Origin of the sequence: Roseomonas sp. E05, assembly GCF_030063475.1 — a bacterium.
In the GTDB taxonomy this organism is placed as follows: domain Bacteria; phylum Pseudomonadota; class Alphaproteobacteria; order Acetobacterales; family Acetobacteraceae; genus Pseudoroseomonas.
The window spans coordinates 37,923-55,165 of the sequence record NZ_JASIRT010000033.1; the positions used below are offsets into that span (position 1 = coordinate 37,923).

The 17,243-nt window shown below is 70.3% G+C and carries 16 protein-coding genes and 1 tRNA gene; 11 read left to right on the forward strand and 6 right to left on the reverse strand.

Features of this window, described 5'->3' with window-relative positions; all coding sequences use genetic code 11:
* Window positions 1–14 precede the first annotated feature (14 nt).
* Window positions 15–1,286, forward strand: coding sequence for an EAL domain-containing protein (locus tag QMO56_RS22270; protein WP_283529434.1), 1,272 nt, complete (start codon window positions 15–17; stop codon window positions 1,284–1,286).
* An 86-nt stretch (window positions 1,287–1,372) separates the two neighbouring features.
* The gene (locus QMO56_RS22275) at window positions 1,373–1,786 is read left to right on the forward strand and encodes a hypothetical protein (protein ID WP_283529435.1); all 414 of its coding nucleotides are present in this window, start codon (window positions 1,373–1,375) and stop codon (window positions 1,784–1,786) included.
* Between the two features lie 114 nt (window positions 1,787–1,900).
* On the opposite strand, the gene QMO56_RS22280 is transcribed toward QMO56_RS22275, so the two are convergent.
* Window positions 1,901–2,179 (reverse strand): hypothetical protein, encoded by a 279-nt coding sequence (locus QMO56_RS22280; protein ID WP_283529436.1) that lies wholly within the window; start codon window positions 2,177–2,179, stop codon window positions 1,901–1,903.
* A 265-nt stretch (window positions 2,180–2,444) separates the two neighbouring features.
* A complete protein-coding gene (locus QMO56_RS22285) occupies window positions 2,445–4,607 on the reverse strand; it encodes an anthranilate synthase component I (RefSeq protein ID WP_283529437.1) in 2,163 nt (720 codons plus the stop codon).
* 519 nt (window positions 4,608–5,126) lie between these two features.
* On the opposite strand from QMO56_RS22285, the gene ffh reads away from it, so the two are divergent.
* The 9 genes from ffh to QMO56_RS22330 all read left to right on the forward strand — a co-directional run bounded on the left by ffh (window position 5,127) and on the right by QMO56_RS22330 (window position 12,303).
* Window positions 5,127–6,530 carry a signal recognition particle protein gene (gene ffh, locus QMO56_RS22290; protein WP_283529438.1) on the forward strand — a complete coding sequence of 468 codons (1,404 nt, stop codon included), beginning with the start codon at window positions 5,127–5,129 and terminating at the stop codon, window positions 6,528–6,530.
* A gap of 30 nt (window positions 6,531–6,560) precedes the next feature.
* Window positions 6,561–6,902, forward strand: coding sequence for a 30S ribosomal protein S16 (gene rpsP, locus QMO56_RS22295; protein WP_283529439.1), 342 nt, complete (start codon window positions 6,561–6,563; stop codon window positions 6,900–6,902).
* Between the two features lie 29 nt (window positions 6,903–6,931).
* Complete coding sequence (rimM, locus tag QMO56_RS22300; protein WP_283529440.1) at window positions 6,932–7,546, forward strand: ribosome maturation factor RimM; 615 nt, start codon at window positions 6,932–6,934, stop codon at window positions 7,544–7,546.
* A complete protein-coding gene (gene trmD, locus QMO56_RS22305) occupies window positions 7,543–8,250 on the forward strand; it encodes a tRNA (guanosine(37)-N1)-methyltransferase TrmD (RefSeq protein WP_283529441.1) in 708 nt (235 codons plus the stop codon). The genes rimM and trmD overlap by 4 nt, the downstream gene beginning before the upstream one ends.
* A gap of 61 nt (window positions 8,251–8,311) precedes the next feature.
* A complete protein-coding gene (gene rplS / locus QMO56_RS22310; protein WP_283529442.1) occupies window positions 8,312–8,680 on the forward strand; it encodes a 50S ribosomal protein L19 in 369 nt (122 codons plus the stop codon).
* A gap of 280 nt (window positions 8,681–8,960) precedes the next feature.
* Entirely contained in the window at window positions 8,961–10,376 is a 1,416-nt protein-coding gene (gene leuC, locus QMO56_RS22315) for a 3-isopropylmalate dehydratase large subunit (RefSeq protein WP_283529443.1), read from the forward strand.
* Between the two features lies 1 nt (window position 10,377).
* Window positions 10,378–10,989, forward strand: coding sequence for a 3-isopropylmalate dehydratase small subunit (gene leuD / locus QMO56_RS22320; protein ID WP_283529444.1), 612 nt, complete (start codon window positions 10,378–10,380; stop codon window positions 10,987–10,989).
* A gap of 64 nt (window positions 10,990–11,053) precedes the next feature.
* Window positions 11,054–12,166 (forward strand): 3-isopropylmalate dehydrogenase, encoded by a 1,113-nt coding sequence (gene leuB / locus QMO56_RS22325; protein WP_283529445.1) that lies wholly within the window; start codon window positions 11,054–11,056, stop codon window positions 12,164–12,166.
* A gap of 60 nt (window positions 12,167–12,226) precedes the next feature.
* Window positions 12,227–12,303 (forward strand) — tRNA-Arg (locus QMO56_RS22330).
* A gap of 196 nt (window positions 12,304–12,499) precedes the next feature.
* On the opposite strand, the gene QMO56_RS22335 is transcribed toward QMO56_RS22330, so the two are convergent.
* From QMO56_RS22335 to QMO56_RS22350, 4 genes are all read right to left on the reverse strand, one after another.
* Entirely contained in the window at window positions 12,500–12,736 is a 237-nt protein-coding gene (locus QMO56_RS22335) for an AlpA family transcriptional regulator (RefSeq protein WP_283529446.1), read from the reverse strand.
* A gap of 75 nt (window positions 12,737–12,811) precedes the next feature.
* Window positions 12,812–14,005, reverse strand: coding sequence for a site-specific integrase (locus tag QMO56_RS22340; RefSeq protein ID WP_283529447.1), 1,194 nt, complete (start codon window positions 14,003–14,005; stop codon window positions 12,812–12,814).
* 210 nt (window positions 14,006–14,215) lie between these two features.
* Complete coding sequence (locus tag QMO56_RS22345; protein ID WP_283529448.1) at window positions 14,216–14,827, reverse strand: hypothetical protein; 612 nt, start codon at window positions 14,825–14,827, stop codon at window positions 14,216–14,218.
* A gap of 159 nt (window positions 14,828–14,986) precedes the next feature.
* Window positions 14,987–16,288, reverse strand: a complete 1,302-nt coding sequence (locus QMO56_RS22350) for a primase-helicase family protein (protein WP_283529449.1) — start codon at window positions 16,286–16,288, stop codon at window positions 14,987–14,989.
* Between the last annotated feature and the right edge of the window lie 955 nt (window positions 16,289–17,243).

Genomic DNA, 17,243 nt, shown 5'->3' on the forward strand with positions numbered 1-17,243 from the left:
GCGCGGAAAACCACATGAAGGTGCCGTCCGCACCGGCCGGAGAGCAGGCACGCCTCGTGGCCCTGGAAATGACGGGGTTGACCACGGGACTGCCGGATCCGCGCATCGAGGACGTGGCGCGCCGGGCCGCGATGCTGCTCGAGCGCCCCTTTTCGGCCGTGACGCTGATCGAGGCAAACCGGCAGCTCGTCCGGTTCGGCAGCCCGGAGTTGCGCGGGTCCGTGCCGCGGGAGGAATCCTTCTGCACCGAGGCATTGCGCCGGCCCGGCGAGGTCCTGGTGGTGGAGGATGCGCGGGATGATCCGCGCTTCACCCGGCTTTCCCTGGTCCGTGGCGAGCTGGGGCTGCGCTTCTATGCGGGCAGGCCGATCTGCGCGCCCGGAGGCCTGCCGCTCGGTGCGCTCTGTGTGCTTGATCAGCAGCCCGGCCGCCTCTCGCCCGAGCAGCGCGGGATGCTGCATCGGCTTGCCAGCGAGATCGAGGCGCTGATCGCGGAGCACCAGAGCCGCCGCCAGGAGCGGCAGGCGCTGATGCAGGATTTGCGGCTGGCCGTGGCGAATGACGAATTGCGCCTCCACTGGCAGCCGATCGTCGGGGCTCGGTCCCTGCGCGTCTATGGCCACGAGGCCCTGGCCCGCTGGCAGCGGCCGCTCCATGGCGCGGTGCCGCCGGGCCGCTTCATCCCTCTGGCGGAACAGGATGGGCTGGTCGGGCGCATCGATATCGCGATGCTGCGCAAGGCCTGCGCCCAGGCCGTCGGCTGGCCGCAGCCGATGCGGGTCTCGGTGAACTTCTCCGCCGACTGGGTCCGGCAGGCGGGGACGACCCTGCCGCATCTGGTGGAGCAGGAACTTGCCCGCAGCGGCCTCGCGGCGGATCGTCTGGTGGTTGAAATCACCGAGGGGGTGCTGATCGACCATCCCGATTGCGCTCTGGCCAAGGTCCAGGCGCTGCGCTCCCTGGGCGTCCGCGTGGCGCTGGATGATTTCGGGACGGGCTACTCCTCCCTCAGCTATCTGGAGCGCTTTCCTTTCGACGTGCTGAAGATCGATCGCAGCTTCCTGAGGCGCCTGGGCCAGGAGCCGCGGGCGGAGGTGGTGCTGCGCGCCACCTTGCGGCTTGGCCGCGAACTGGGCATGACGGTCTGCGCCGAGGGCGTCGAGGACAAGGAGCAGCTCGCCTTTCTCCAGCAGGAAGGCTGCGACCTGGTACAGGGCTACCTGCTCGGACGGCCGAGTGAGACGATCCTGGACCGGTGCCATCTCTCTTCGGGCGAGAACGGCTGAACGGCGCCTCCCCCCAGCGGCTGGCCGAGGCCGTCCGCCCCTGGCGCTGCCCGACGACAATGCGTTTCTCCGGAGAAGCCCCGAGCATGATTGCCGCGCCGCGCCTCGCCTTCGCCCTGCTACTGTCCGCCGCCGCTCTGCCGGCACGGGCCGAGGACGAGGGCTGGACCCGCTTCCTGCCCGATCTGGCCCCTGCCATGGTGGCCTGCCTGCAGGGGCAGGCGGGAGGCGCCGTCAGCGCCGCACTGCCGATGAACCACGGCCGCGCGCTGGTGCGGCTGGAGCGGCCCGATGGGGAACGGCTGGAATGTGTCGCCGAGCTTGCGCCGCCCGGCCAGCCGGCGCGGCCCGAGAGCCTGAAGCCCCTCGGGGCGGCGCCGCCCCTCCCGGGGGAGGACGAGCGGCGCTTCACCCTCACGCGCCCCTGCGCCGCGGCGAAGCCGGTGCCGGACGCGGCAGGGCAGCCGCTGGGCTGGCTGAGCCTGGCCGGCTGCCGCTGATGGCGGGCGCCTAGAGCATTTTCCGTTCGCCCTGGCTCACGGAAAACGCTCCAGCCATTTGTTTTGACGAGCATCTTCACCCGTTCCGGTGATGCCATCGGAACGGGATCTGCTCTAGGGCTCCGGGCTGCGGGAGATGGTGACGCGGTACCGCCCCAGCCCGACTTCAAGCGCGCCAGGCTCGCGCTGCCAGAGCCAGGCGCTGGTCTGCTCCCAGCGGCTGTAGGTCTCAAGCCTGCCGAGCCGGAAGAAACCGGAGAGCGGGCCGTCGATCTCCGCCTCGAAGCGCCCCCAGCGGAAGATCAGCAGCGGCCAGCGGCCGGCCGCGCGGGGGGTGTGCAGGAAGGCGCCGTCATACGGCGCAGGGGCGAGGGCAGGCGCGGCTGCATTCATAGGGGTTGTCCACGGGGGATGGGGGCGGCCTGGGAAGCCAAGCCTCAGCACGAGAGGGTTTATCTCTTCAGGCTGCCGATCAACTCACAGGGGCGGGAGGATGTGGCCCCGCGCAGGCCGGAATCCTGTGCCTGCCAGACGGCGCAAAATGGGGAAAAATGGTCCGCAACAAAGCCTTCGCCCCTTCGCCGCCGCAGCCCGACCGAAGCCGGGGGAGGGGGAGGGCGCGCGCCGCCCTTCCCCTCTGACGCGGATGTGACGGCGCCTACTCGGCGGCGGCCGGCGCCGCCGCCAGCCGCGTCAGCAGGCCCGCCACCAGCGGCATGCCGATCCGCGCCGGATCCGTCATCAACGATTCCGGATGGAACTGCACGGCGGAGAGCGGCAGGCTCCGGTGCTCGATGGCCATGATCACGCCGTCCTCGGTCTCGGCGGTGGCGATCAGCTCCTTGGGCAGCGCCACGCGCCGTGCATGCAGCGAGTGGTAGCGGCCGACCGGGAACTGCTCAGGCAGCCCCTCCAGCAGGCGCCCGCCGAGATTACGCACCACCGAGGGCTTGCCGTGCATCGGCAGCGGAAGGATGTCCAGCGCGCCGCCGAAATGCTCGACCATCCCCTGCAGCCCAAGGCAGACGCCGAAGGCCGGCAGGCCACGCTTCACCACCAGGTCCAGCGTCTCGGACATGGCGAAGTCGGCAGGGCGGCCGGGGCCGGGGGAGAGCAGCACCAGGTCAATCGCCGTGCCGCGCTTCAGCTCCTCGCGCGCCAGGTCCGGCCGCAGGGTGCGGACGGTGGCACCGGCGGCACGGAAGTAGCTGGCCAGCGTGTGGACGAAGCTGTCCTCGTGGTCCACCAGCAGCACCTGCATGCCGGAGACCGCCGGGCGCGGCGCGGCGGAGGCGCCGGCGGCGGCCGGCACCTCGCCACGGATGGCAGCGAACATGGCGCTGGCCTTCAGGCGGCACTCGGCCTCCTCGGCGGCGGGCTCGCTGTCATGCAGCAGGGTGGCCCCGGCCCGCACCTCGGCCACGCCTTCCTTCAGGCGGATGGTGCGCAGCGTCAGGCCGGTGTTCATGTTGCCGTCGAAGGTCATGCGCCCGATGGCGCCGCCATACCAGCGGCGGGCCGAGCGCTCCTCGGCCTCGACATGGCGGATCGCCCAGGTCTTGGGCGCGCCCGTCACCGTCACCGCCCAGGCATGGGAGAGGAAGCCGTCCAGCGCATCCATCTCCGGCAGCAGCGTTCCCTCGACATGGTCCACGGTGTGGATCAGGCGGGAATACATCTCGATCTGCCGCCGCCCGATGACCTTGACGGTGCCGGGGACGCAGACCCGCGCCTTGTCGTTGCGGTCCACATCCGTGCACATGGTCAGCTCGCTCTCCTCCTTGGTGGAGTTGAGCAGGGTGCGGATGTTGGCGGCGTCCTCCAGCGCGTCCCGGCCGCGCTTGATGGTGCCGCTGATCGGGCAGGTCTCGATGCGCCTGTCCTCGACCCGGACGAACATCTCCGGCGAGGCGGCGATCAGGAACTCGCCCTCGCCGAGATTCATCAGCGCGCCATAGGGGGAGGGGTTCACGCGGCGCAGGCGGTCGAAGATCTCGCTCGGCGCGTCGGCGCAGGTGGTGGCGAAGGTCTGGCCGAGCACCACCTCGAACAGGTCGCCGCGCTCGAAGGCCTTCTTGGCGCGCTCGACCATGGCGGCGTACTCGCCGGGGCCGTAGTCGCTCTCGGCGGGGGTGGTGTTGCCGCCGGCGCGGAACGGATCGGCCGGCGTCTCGCGCGGCAGGCCGGCGGTGGAGCGGCCCTCGAAGGTGAAGTCGTAGCGGTGCAGCATGGCCGCGCCGCGCATGTGGTCCCGTACCAGGATCTCGTCCGGCAGGTAGAGGACGAGGTCGCGCTGGTCCTCGGCGCGCGGCAGGCGCAGCGGCATCGGCTCGAACTGGAAGACCAGGTCGTAGCCGAAGGCACCGTAGAGGCCGAGATGCGGGTCCTCCGGGCTGCCGAACAGGTCGCGCAGCACGCGGAGCAGGGAGAAGACGGAAGGCTGCCGGGAACGCTCCTCCTCGGCGAAGCGGCCCTCGGGCGCCTTCACGCTGGCGGCGATGCGGTCCGTGCCGACCTCCAGCGAGGCCAGCTCGGGCATGGCGCGCAGGGCGGGGGCGATGGCGGCGAGCAGCAGCGTGCCACGCTCGTTCAGGGCGCGCAGCGTGACGTCGCGGCCGCGGGCGGCGAGCATCAGCGGCGGGTCGGAGAAGCCCAGATCCCAGCGGGTGTAGCGGCCCGGGAACTCGAAGGAGGAGGAGAGCAGCACGCCGCGCTGCCGGTCCAGCCGGCGGGCAAGGGCGGCGATGCTCTGGCTGCCATCCGCCTCGAGCACCTCACGCTGGATCGTCAGGCCGCCTTCGGTTCGGTAGGTCGTCTGCATCGGGAACTCCGGGCTGGGCTGCCACGGGGTCCGGAACGATCGGCTGCAGGATCAAAAAAAGCCGCCCGGAACTCCGTGGCGGCCGTGGGAACAGGAAAACGCGGGCCGCCTTAGGAGAGCGGCCACCACCAAGCTTGAGGGGGAATGCGCGTGATCATGGCGCTTCTTATTCCATGCGAGGGTCAGGAAAGCAAGCGAGGATTCGCAGGGGAAGGCCGACGAATTCCTCGTGGCTGCCGCACGGCCTGGCGCGATTCCTGCCCTGCCCAGGGTGTTTTCCTTGACGCCAGAGTGTTTTCCTTGACGAGGGACAGGCCGGACCGTAGATACCGCTCCCTGATCCGCCGAATCTTTGGTGATGCCGCCGCCCTATGGGAGGCATTGCCAGTAAGATGGCGGATGAATCCTTGGTCGGCGCCTCACGGGAGGCCCGGCTCCGTCGCTCCGCGAAGGCTCGCGCAGCGGCGCGTTTTGTTTTGGGCGGGTGTCGGCCCGCATGAAAGGACGGCGGCGGCCACGATGTTCGAGGCTTTGTCGGGCAAGCTGAACGGGGTCTTTGACCGGCTGCGCCGCCGCGGCGCGCTGTCGGAGGCGGACGTGTCGGAGGCGCTGCGGGAGGTCCGCATCGCGCTGCTCGAAGCCGATGTCGCGCTGCCCGTCGTCAAGGACATCGTCAACAAGGTGCGCGAGCGCGCGGTGGGGCAGGAGGTCATCCGCTCCGTCTCCCCGGCGCAGCAGGTCGTCAAGATCGTCAACGACTGCCTGGTCGAGGCGCTCGGTGGGGGCGCCCCGGGGGCGGACGGCGTGGAGTACGTCCCCGGCCTCAGCCTGAATGCGGCGCCGCCGGTGGCGATCCTGATGATCGGCCTGCAGGGCTCGGGCAAGACCACGACCTCAGGCAAGATCGCGCTGCGGCTGCGGACGCGGGAGAAGAAGAAGGTCCTGCTGGCCAGCCTGGACGTGCAGCGCCCGGCGGCGCAGCTCCAGCTGGAGACGCTGGCGAAGCAGGCTGGCGTCACCAGTCTGCCGATCATCAAGGGCCAGTCGCCGCTGGAGATCGCGGCGCGAGCCATGCAGGTGGCGCGCGGCGAGCTGTATGACGTCGTCATCCTCGACACCGCCGGCCGGCTCTCGATCGACGAGGAGCTGATGGCCGAGGTCGCCGCCGTGAAGGCCGCGACCAAGCCGCATGAGAGCCTGCTGGTCGTGGACGCCATGACCGGCCAGGACGCGGTGAACACCGCGCGGTCCTTCAACGAGCGGGTCGGCGTCACCGGCATCGTCATGACGCGTGTCGATGGCGATGCGCGCGGTGGCGCGGCGCTGTCCATGCGGGCGGTGACGGGCGCGCCGATCAAGCTGCTGGGCGCCGGCGAGAAGCTGGACGCGCTGGAGGACTTCCACCCCGACCGCATCGCCGGCCGCATCCTCGGCATGGGCGACATCGTCTCGCTCGTCGAGCGCGCCGCCGAGACGATCGACAAGGCCGAGGCGGAGAAGCTCGCCGCGAAGATGCAGAAGGGTCAGTTCGACCTGGAGGACTACGCGGCGCAGCTCAAGCAGATCAACAAGATGGGCTCGCTCTCGGGCATCCTGGGCATGCTGCCGGGCATCGGCAAGCTGAAGTCCCAGCTCGAAGGGGCCAATCTCGACAATTCCATCCTGAAGCGTCAGGCCGCCATCATCGGCAGCATGACGCCGAAGGAGCGCCGCAACCCCGAGATCCTGAAGGCGTCGCGCAAGCGCCGCATCGCGCTGGGCTCGGGCACCACGGTGCAGGAGGTCAACCGGCTGCTGAAGCAGTTCGACGACATGTCCGTGATGATGAAGCGGATGAACAAGCTTGGCCAGAAGGGGCTGATGCGCGGCGGGCTCGGCGCGCTTCTCCCCGGTGGCGGGGGCGGCGGCAAGCGCCCCTTCTGATCAACCTGACAGCCTACTAAGGAACCGAATATGTCCCTGAAGATCCGCCTCGCGCGCGCCGGTGCCAAGAAGCGCCCCTACTACCACATCGTGGTGGCCGACAGCCGCTCCCCGCGCGACGGCCGCTTCATCGAGAAGGTCGGCAGCTACAACCCGATGCTGCCCTCCGACCATGCCGAGCGCGTCCGTCTGCAGGACGAGCGCATCAAGCATTGGCTGAGCAACGGCGCCGTGGCGACCGACCGTGTGGCGAAGTTCCTCGGCAAGGCCGAGCTGGCCCCGATGCCGGTGTTCCGCGAGCAGCCGAAGCAGTCCGCGCCGAAGAAGAAGGCGCAGGAGCGCGCCGCCGCGGCCGCCGCCGCGGCCGGCTGAGCGGAGCCCCACGAGCGCGCTGACCCGCCATGTCCACGAACCGCATCCTGGTAGGGGAGATCGGGCGGCCGCACGGTGTGCGCGGCCTGGTCCGTATCCAGTCCTTCACCACCGAGCCGGCGGATATCGCCGCCTATGGCCCGCTCTCCGACGAGCGTGGGAAGCCGTTCGTGCTGCAATGGCTGGGCAATGGGCTGGCGCGCATCGAGGGCGTGGCCGACCGTGACGCCGCCGCCAGGCTGACCGGCACGCGGCTCTATTTGCCGCGCGAGAAGCTGCCGCAGCCGGAGGAGGACGAGTTCTACCTCGCCGACCTGATCGGCCTCGCCGTCCGCGATGCGGAAGGGCAAGTGCTCGGTGAGGTGCGGATGGTGGACGACTATGGCGCCGGCGCCTTCCTGACCGTCATCGACGAGCAGGGGCGGGAGACGTTGCTCCCCTTCACCAGGGCGGTGGTGCCGGTGGTGGACGTGGCCGCCGGGCACATTGTGGTGCAGCCGCCCGAGGATGTGGTGGTGCGGCCGGAGGAGGCCGGCGAGGCCGCTTCCGAGGCCGCGCCGCCGGAGCCGCTGCGCCCGCTGCCGCGCCGGCAGGATGCGCCGAAGCGCATCGGCCCGCGTGGCGTGCGCGGAGGTGCCGCGTGACCTGGCGCGCCACCGCCCTGACGCTGTTCCCCGAGATGTTCCCGGGGACGCTCGGCCACTCGCTGGCCGGGCGCGCGCTGCGCGAGGGGCGCTGGAGCCTGGACACGCTGCAGATCCGCGACTTCGCGACGGACAGGCACCGCACGGTGGACGACACCCCCTGCGGCGGCGGCGCCGGGATGGTGATGCGGCCGGACGTGGTGGACGCCGCCTGCGCCACCGCCCTGGAAGGCGGGCCGGAGCGTCCGATGGTCTATCTCACCCCGCGTGGGCGCCTGCTCGACCAGGCGCTGGTGCGGGAGCTGGCGGCGGGGCCGGGGGTGATCCTGGTCTGCGGCCGCTACGAAGGGCTGGACCAGCGGGTGATCGAGGCGCGCGGCATGCGCGAGGTTTCGGTTGGCGACTTCGTGCTGTCGGGCGGCGAGCCCGCGGCGCTGGTGCTGCTGGACGCCTGCGTGCGGCTGCTGCCGGGCGTGATGGGCGGGGCGGAGAGCGCGGAGGAGGAAAGCTTCTCCGACGCCGCGGCCCCGCTGCTGGAATACCCGCACTACACCCGCCCGGTGGAGTGGCAGGGGCGGCGGGTGCCGGAGGTGCTGCTCTCCGGTCACCATGCGGCGGTGGCGCGCTGGCGCCGGGAGATGGCGGAGGCGGCCACGCGCGAGCGGCGGCCCGACCTCTGGGCCCGGCATCGTGCGGCGGGCTGAGAACACAGGATTGAACGGGCGGCCGCGGCCGCCTAAACGAGTTGACGAGAGGACCTGAACCATGAACCTGCTGCAGCAGTTCGACGCCGAGCAGCTCGCCCGCCTCGCCGAGGCCCGTGCCGTCCCCGAATTCGCCGCCGGTGACACGGTGCGCGTGATGGTGAAGGTGGTCGAGGGCGAGCGCACCCGCACCCAGGCCTATGAGGGCGTCGTGATCGCGCGCTCCAACAAGGGCCTGCACAGCAACTTCACGGTGCGCAAGCTCTCCTACGGTGAGGGCGTCGAGCGCGTCTTCCCGCTCTACAGCCCGAACGTCGCCGAGATCGCCGTGCTGCGCCGCGGCAAGGTCCGCCGCGCGAAGCTGTATTACCTGCGCGGCCGCACCGGCAAGTCCGCCCGCATCGCCGAGCGGGCTGCGCCGAAGGCGTGAGCCGGCGGGGAGGGGGCCGGCGCGCCTCCTCCCTCGCGGGTTGCCGGCCGGAAGGCCGGAGGAAGCCGGCGCCTCGGGCGCCGGGACCGTGCCGGGAGAAGCTTCCCCCGGAGCATCAGGACCGGGGGTGCCCCCGGGGGATGCCTCCCCCCGCGACGCCAGGCCGGAGGGGTTCCGGGGGATGCCTCCCCCCGCGACGCCAGAGTGACGCCCGCGTGACGCCGGGCCCCAAGCCCCGTCGCCGTGCGGATGAGTGATCCATCTGCCAGAGGAAAGCACCATGTCGGCCACGAAGCCGCGTACGCTGTTCGACAAGATCTGGGACGCCCATGTGGTCGAGACGCTCCCGGACGGCACCGCGCTTCTCTACATCGACCGGCATCTTGTGCATGAGGTGACCAGTCCGCAGGCCTTCGAGGGGCTGCGCATGGCGAAGCGTCAGGTGCGCCGCCTGGACGGCACCATGGCCGTGGTGGACCACAACATCGCCACCGACGCCTCCCGCTTCACCGGCATCGCGGACCCCGAGAGCCGGGTGCAGGTCGAGACGCTCGAGAAGAACGTCGCTGAGTTCAACGTCCCCTACATCCCGCTGGCGGATGCGCGGCAGGGCATCGTGCATGTCATCGGGCCGGAGCAGGGCCTGTCGCTGCCCGGCATGACCATCGTCTGCGGCGACAGCCACACCTCCACGCATGGCGCGATGGGCGCGCTGGCCTTCGGCATCGGCACCTCCGAGGTCGAGCATGTGCTGGCCACCCAGACCCTGCTGCAGAAGCGCGCGAAGAACATGCGCGTGACGGTGGAGGGCACGCTGCCGGTGGGCTGCACGGCGAAGGACATCATCCTCGCCATCATCGGCAAGATCGGCACCGCCGGCGGCAACGGGCATGTCATCGAATATGCCGGCTCGACCATCCGCGCGCTCGACATGGCCGGCCGCTTCTCGATCTGCAACATGTCGATCGAGGCAGGCGCCCGCGCCGGCATGATCGCGCCGGACGAGACCACCTTCGAATACGTCAAGGGCCGCCCCTTCGCGCCGCAGGGCGAATATTTCGACCGCGCCGTGGAATGGTGGAAGACCCTGCCCTCCGACGAGGGCGCCGTCTTCGACAAGGAGGTGTTCCTCGACGCCGCCGAGATCGTGCCGATGGTCTCCTGGGGCACCAGCCCGGAGGACGTGCTGCCGATCACCGCCGCCGTGCCGGACCCGGAGGCGGCCGCCGACGAGGCGCGTCGCACCCAGCTCCGCCGCATGGTGGAATACATGGGCCTGACGCCGGGCCAGAAGCTGAGCGACCTCAAGGTCGATGTCGTCTTCATCGGTTCCTGCACCAACAGCCGCATCGAGGACATCCGCGCCGCCGCCGCCATTGCCAGGGGCCGCAAGGTGGCCGAGGGCGTGCGCGCCATGGTGGTGCCGGGCTCCGGCCTGGTGAAGCACCAGGCCGAGCAGGAGGGGCTGGACGCCATCTTCAAGGAGGCCGGCTTCGAATGGCGCGAGGCGGGTTGCTCCATGTGCCTCGGCATGAACCCGGACAAGCTGAAGCCCGGCCAGCGTTGCGCCTCGACCAGCAACCGGAACTTCGAGGGGCGGCAGGGGCCGGGCGGACGGACGCATCTCTGCTCGCCGGCCATGGCGGCGGCAGCCGCCATCACCGGGCACCTGACCGACGTGCGGGAGATTGGCTGATATGGACGCCTTCACCAAGCTGACCGGCATCGCCGCGCCGCTGCCGATGGCCAATGTCGATACCGACAAGATCATCCCTGCGCGCTTCCTCAAGACCATTGCGCGCACCGGCCTCGGCAAGTCGCTCTTCGCCAACCTTCGCTACAAGGAGGATGGCAGCGAGAACCCGGACTTCGTGCTGAACCAGGAGCCCTACCGCCATGCGGAGATCCTGATCGCGCACGAGAATTTCGGCTGCGGCTCCTCGCGCGAGCACGCGCCCTGGGCGCTGCTCGACTTCGGCATCCGCTGCGTCATCGCGCCGGACTTCGCCGACATCTTCCACAACAACAGCTTCAAGAACGGCATCCTGCCCGTGCGCCTGCCGCGCGCGGTCTGCGACCAGCTCATGGAGGACGCGAAGCTCGGCGCCAACGCCCGCCTCACCGTGGACCTGGAGCGCCAGGTGGTGGTGCGGCCGAATGGCGAGGAGATCCCCTTCGAGATCGACCCGCTGCGCCGGTACCTGCTGCTGAACGGGCTGGACGATATCGGCCAGACGCTGCAGCAGGTGACCGCCATCGACGGCTTCGAGGCCAAGCAGCGCGCGGCCCAGCCCTGGCTGTACCGCTGAGATCCACCAGAAGCCCGGCCCGCCGCCGGCGGGCCGCTCCAGGAAAGAAGGACGACCCGCGACGATGACGGCGAACAAGAGGCTGCTGGTCCTGCCCGGCGACGGCATCGGGCCCGAGGTGATGCGTGAGGTGCGGCGGGTCATCGAATGGATGGACCGCCGCCGCCACGTCAGCTTCGCGCTTGAGGAAGGGCTGGTCGGCGGTGCTGCGCTGGAGGCGGCCGGCTCGCCCTGCCCGGATGCCACGGTGGAGCGGGCGCTGGCCGCCGATGCCGTGCTGTTCGGCTCCGTGGGTGGTCCGAAGTGGGATTCGCTGCCCTTCGAGAAGCGCCCTGAGCTCGGCATCCTGCGGCTGCGCAAGGAACTGGGCCTCTTCGCCAATCTCCGCCCCGCCCTGGTGCTGGACCCGCTGGTGGACGCCTCCAGCCTGAAGCCGGACGTGGTGCGCGGGCTCGACCTGATGATCGTGCGGGAATCCACCGGCGGCATCTATTTCGGCGAGCCCCGCGGCGTGGAAACGCTGCCCAACGGCAAGCGCCGCGGCGTGGATACCGAGGTCTATACCGAGGACGAGATCGCGCGCGTGGCGCGGGTGGCCTTCGAGCTGGCCAAGAGCCGCACCGGCAAGATGACCAGCGTGGACAAGGCCAATGTGATGCAGTCCGGCCGGCTCTGGCGCGCCGTGGTCTCCGAGGTCGGCAAGGCCGAGTATCCGGAGGTGGAGCTGTCGCACATGTACGCCGACAACTGCGCCATGCAGCTCTGCGCCAGGCCGAAGCAGTTCGACACCATTCTGGCCAGCAACATCTTCGGCGACCTGCTCTCCGACCTGGCGGCGGCGGCCACCGGCTCGCTCGGCATGCTGCCCTCTGCCACGCTCGGGGCACCGGACGCCTCCGGCCGGCGGCGCGCGCTCTACGAGCCGATCCATGGCTCGGCGCCGGACATCGCCGGCAAGGGCATCGCCAATCCCTGCGCCCAGCTCCTCTCCTTCGCAATGCTGCTGCGCTGGTCCTTCGGCATGGAGGAGGATGCGAAGCTGATCGAGACGGCCATCGAGAAGGTGCTCGCGGGTGGCCTGCGCACGGCCGACATCATGAGCGCCGGCACCGCCCGCGTCGGCACCAATGTGATGGGCGATGCGGTACTGCGCGAGCTGGACAAGCTGGCTGCGTAACAACCTCAAAAGGCCTCTTGCGCGGGGACAGCTCCTCGGTTATCTCCGCGCCACTGGCAAGCGCTCGTAGCTCAATTGGATAGAGCACTAGACTACGGATCTGGGGGTTAGGGGTTCGAATCCTCTCGAGCGCGCCAGATCTTCTCCTTGGAAATCAAGAAGATCCCGAAAAAGCCCGGCCCCCGCGCCGGGCTTTTCGCGTTGGGGCGTCCCACGCAGGTCCCACGGAATTGCCCTCCTGCGTGAGATCCGGTGCGGCCAGCCTGCGGCCCGGCTCGGAGGTGCCCTGACGCCGCGACGGGCGTCAGAGGCAGTGTCCGGCGCAGCGTTAGGTCAGGCCGCCGTGCTGGCGTGGAGGCGTCCGGTCACGAAAGCCTCCACATCCTCCATGCGGTAGCGGACGGTCTTGTGGCCGAGGCGCACGAAGCGCGGCCCGTCGCCCGTGCAGCGCCAGCGCTCCAGCGCCTTGCGGCTGACGCCGAGCTGGGCGGCCACGTCCTCGGGCGTCAGCAGGGCAGGGCGAGTAGAGGCGGCGGCGGTGGCGCGGCTGGACGGCTGCGACTGGTCCATGACGGTGTCCTTGTTCGGATGAGATGAGAAAAAAGGCGCAGGCGCGGAGAGAAGGGCGGCGCGGCCGCCCTCCGGTCAGGCTGTCTCCGGGGATGCGTCGTCGGCCCGCTGGGCCGGCTGGCCGATGCGGCCGACGGCGTTCGCCGCCTCGAGCAGGCGCTCCTGGCTGAGGTGGGCGTAGCGGGTGGTGGTGGTGACCTGCTTGTGCCCGAGGATGCGGCCGACCTCGTAGAGCGAGTGGCCGCGATTGGCGAGCGCGCTGGCGAAGCTGTGGCGCAGGTCGTGCAGCCGCAGGGTGGGCGACAGCCCGGCCGCCGCCTTGGCCCGCGCCCAGGCGCCGCGGACGCTCTCCATCGGCTGGCCGCGGCGGCGGGCCGAGGGAAAGACGAAGGGGTTGCCCGGCACCCGCCGAAGGCCCCGCAGCAGCGCCAACGCCGCGTCGGAGAGCGGGATGTGCCGCCGCTCGCCGTGCTTGGCCAGCGGCACCGTCAGGACGCGTCGCCCGAGGTCGACGTGCTCCCAGCGGGCCCGCAGCACCTCGTTCTTGCGCGCGCCGGTCAGCGCCAGCAGGCGGATGGCCTCGGCGGCCACGCGGTCCGGCTCCTCGGCCAGCACGGCCAGCAGCCGGACGTGCTCGGCGTCGGTGAGGAACTCCTCGCGGTGCCGCTCCGGCAGCATGCCCGGGCGCTCGGCCGGGTTGCGGCCCTCGTAGGCGCCCCAGCGTAGGGCCAGGGTGAAGATCCGGCGCAGCACGGCGAGGTGGCGGTTCACCCGCGGGTTCGACAGGCCCTCGGCGAGGAGCCGGCGGCGGAACTCCGCCACGTCGCCCGGCTCCACCCGGTCGAGCGGCGTGCGCCCGAGCGCGGGCAGGATCCGCCGGCGGCACATCGCCTCGTAGTCCCAGGCGGCGCGCAGGGTGTCGCGGATCTGCGGCAGGTACTTCTGCTCGACGAACTCGGCGAGCGTCGGGATGGCGCGCCGCCGGTCGCGCTCGCCGCCGGGATCGCCGCCGAGGGTGACGGCGGCGCGGAGCTGCTCGGCCTTCTGGCGCGCCTGGTCGAGGGTGATGTCGCCGAGGCGGCCGAGGCGAACCTCCCGGGCGCGGCCGCGCTCGTCGGCGTAGCGCAGCCAGAAGGTGACCTGTCCGCTGGCTCGGACCTCCATGATGAAGCCGCGGAGACGGGTGTCGAAGATGCGGAGTTTCCGCGCCCCCGGCGGCACCGGCGGGGGTGCCTTGGTGAGGGCGCGGGTGATCAGCTCGGTGGCCATGCGAGGCCGCCTTTCATCCGGTCGCGAGAATTGGGGAATGGGTGCCGGCCGCACCGAATGGCGGGTACCGGGGCCCAAGGGTGTGTTCGCGGCGTGACTTTGGTGCGCAAAGCGGCGCATCGCGGACGAGCGGCGAAAATGCCCCTCGCCGCCCTGTGCCCGTCCTCCGGCAAGCTGCCTTGGCGTTGCTTCGCGCGCCTCAGTCAGCGGTCAGGCCTGGTGCTGCCGGCGCGCCACCTCGCAGCGGAGCGCGGTGGTGGCGTGCGAGCTGGCAAGGCCGACCAGGTTGTCGGCGGGCCGCGCCAGCGCCGCGTCGATCAGCAGCTGGTCGAGCACCAGCAGCAGCAGGCTGGCGGTGATGCCTGTGCTCCGGCCGTCGGGGTCGGAGCACAGGACGAGGGGACTGCGCACGGCGCCGCCGCGCTGGGCGATGTCCCAGGGGTAGGGGGAGGGCGCATCGCCCGGGCGGAAGCTCAGCGGGGCCGCCATCGGCTGGCCGGGGCGGGCGCCGAGGATCTCCACCACCTTCTCGAGATGGTCGGCCGACTGCAGGGCGAGGAGGTTCGGCTTGCGCCGTGCCTCGGCCTGCTGCCGGTGCCGGGCCACGCCCGCGAGGTCGCGGGCGCTCCAGGCGCCGCCCGGTCCGGTGTTCTCGTCGAGGCCGAGGCGCAGCGTGGCCTGGGTGCCGGCGCCGGCGTCGAGCACCGCGAGGTGCCAGGGCAGCAGGCAGCCCGCGGGCATGTTGGTGCGGGTGAAGAGGGCATAACGCCCGGCGAGGTCGCGGCGCAGGGCCACGACGTCCGGGTGCGGAGCGTCGGTCATGGGGTCGTCCGGGAAGTGGATGGGAGCAGCCTTCCTCCTCATCTGCGCGAGCGCGCAGTGGGGTGGCCGGCACCATGAAATGCGGCTGAGGAGCCGCTCGTCCGACACTGGCTGGAATGGGCTTGGTACCCTCGCGGTAGCCGAAGGCGGGGCAGGCGCCTAGAAACTGCTCAGCTTCGTGCGCCTCCGCGGCTGGGCCGCAGCGGCCGAAGACGCCGGCGCAAGTTCCCCCGGCCGACGGAAGGCGGCGACAATCTGGTCCTCGGATTTGCTTGACCAGTTCTCCACGTGCCTCGCCGCCCAGATCCGGCGCTTGCCTTCGGGAAAGCGCTTCTGTCCCAGGTCCACAGCTCCGAGCGATCTCATAATGGGACCGAGCTGTCTGTGTCCGAGGCGCATCTGTTTCTCGCGGGCGAGATAGTCACTCAGGTCAGGCAGGGTGAAGAGGTCGCACGCGAAGGGCGCCTCGCCTGCCTCGAGCCTCTCCTGGAGGTAGTCGTGGGCCGGATGGCGGCTGGCCGCCACCAAGTCAGCCCGGGAGGCGGTTCTGGGAGGCGCCCGGAAGGGACTGAAGCCGGACAGGTCACGCGTCAGGAGGTAGTGAAGCACGCGCTCGCGCCCGCCGCCCTTGAACCATGCCGACAAGCGGTCGAAGTAGTTGCGGCTGTGGGGCTTGGCTGCCTGGCTCTTCCAGACGAAGTAGCGCCGGTCGTCCGGGTCGAGCTTGGCGGCGTCGTCCTCATTCGACAGCAGGATGAAGTTCGCCCGGTTGCGCTGCTGGTAGGCGCTCACCCCCTTGGGGTTCACCAGGGTCATGTCCTCCGTGATCAGCTCCTTCAGGCGAGCTGCGGCGGTGCGGCTATTGTCGCCCACGAGCTCATGGACGACGACCAGCTGCGCCGTCTGGACCCACTCGTTGTGGTCCGCGACCAAGCCAGAGGGGTTGAGCGACTTGGTGTTGTCCTTACCGACCAACTCACGGGCCATGTCGGCAAGCATGCTCTTCCCGGTGCCCTGCGAGCCGATGATGAGCAGCGCGAACCGCATCTTCTGGTCGGGCTGTTGGACCAGGTGGGCAAGGAAATTCAGCACGAAATGGATGGCGGTCTCGTCGTCGTCCAGAATGTGGGCAACGTGGCGCAGGAATGGCCCTACGCGGCCCTCGCGGGCCGTCAGCCCCGGCTGGCGCCACAGGTTCAGGCGCATGCCGCCATCCTCCTCGACGAGTTCGGGCTGCCCGGGCCAGAACGTCACCCCGTCAGCCTTCTCGACCGCGTCCGGTCCCGAGAGGAGGAGCTGCGTGAAGTTGGTACCCTCGGGAAGCTCGTGGGCATGGGCGCGGCTGACCGCGCGCAGGGTGTGGAAGTCACGTGTCTGGCGATCGAAAAACTGATCCCGGCCCTTGACGTAGACGTAGCGGCTGAGGCAGGAGGGACGAGCACGGCGGGATTTGCGGGTCATGAGGTGGCCCTTCAGGGAACCGCGGCCTATCTGCTCCCCGGAGCAGCGACCGTCGATTTCGGTACACCTACTGGTTCGAAAAGCATCCCTCGTCGGCTAAGTGGCTGGATTCGCTTGGCATGGGTGAGTGCCTCCGAAGGTGCTCCTTGGCCCCTCTCAGGAGGTCTGAGGAACTGTCCTGCCCAGCTATGCGCCTCGCCATGCCTCACCGCGCCTCGGCAACAGACGCCTTGGCGAGCCGGGGCTCTGGCCTTGACCCGGAAGACCTTTCCCCTTCTGCCTCAGCAAACTCGGCAAATCTGAGAAGGAAATGGTAAGGCGAGCGGCGGACGAAGCCCGAAGAGACGGTCCCAAGGCGAGGTGGCGAGGCAAGCGAGGCGGATCTGAGTACCTTCTCGGCGGGACAAGCTGCGGCCCTGCCGCATTGCCTCGCCTGATTCGCCCCCGAAGGAGCGGGTGTTGCCTCATCTGACATGCTCCCGAGCGGCGGCAGACCGCAGACGGATGGATGAGGAAGGCGAGCAGCATGATGCGTTGGCGGCCGTGGCGGCGGCGCATCACCGTGGGGTGGGCCGCGTAGAAGGGGGCCGGATCCTGAACGAACTGGCGTCGGTGACCCGTCACCACCGCAAGCAGCTGATACGGCTGCTGAGGCGCAGCGGGCTGGTGCGGGCGGCCAGGCACGCCCGGGCGCTGGGGTCTATGATACGGCGGTGCGCGAGGCGTTGGTGGCCGCTTGGGAGGCTTCCGACCGGATCTGTGGCAAACGGCTGCGGCCCTGCTGCCCGGACTCTGGCGGAGGCGACGGAACGACACGGGTACCTGTCACTGGCGCCTGTAGCACGTCGATTGGGATGAGCGCTGGGCGTCAACTATGATGAGCGCCGCGGATGCGGTGGTGAAGGTTGTCCAGATGTCGCGCTGCGACAAGAGGGGACGGTAATTGACGTTGCGC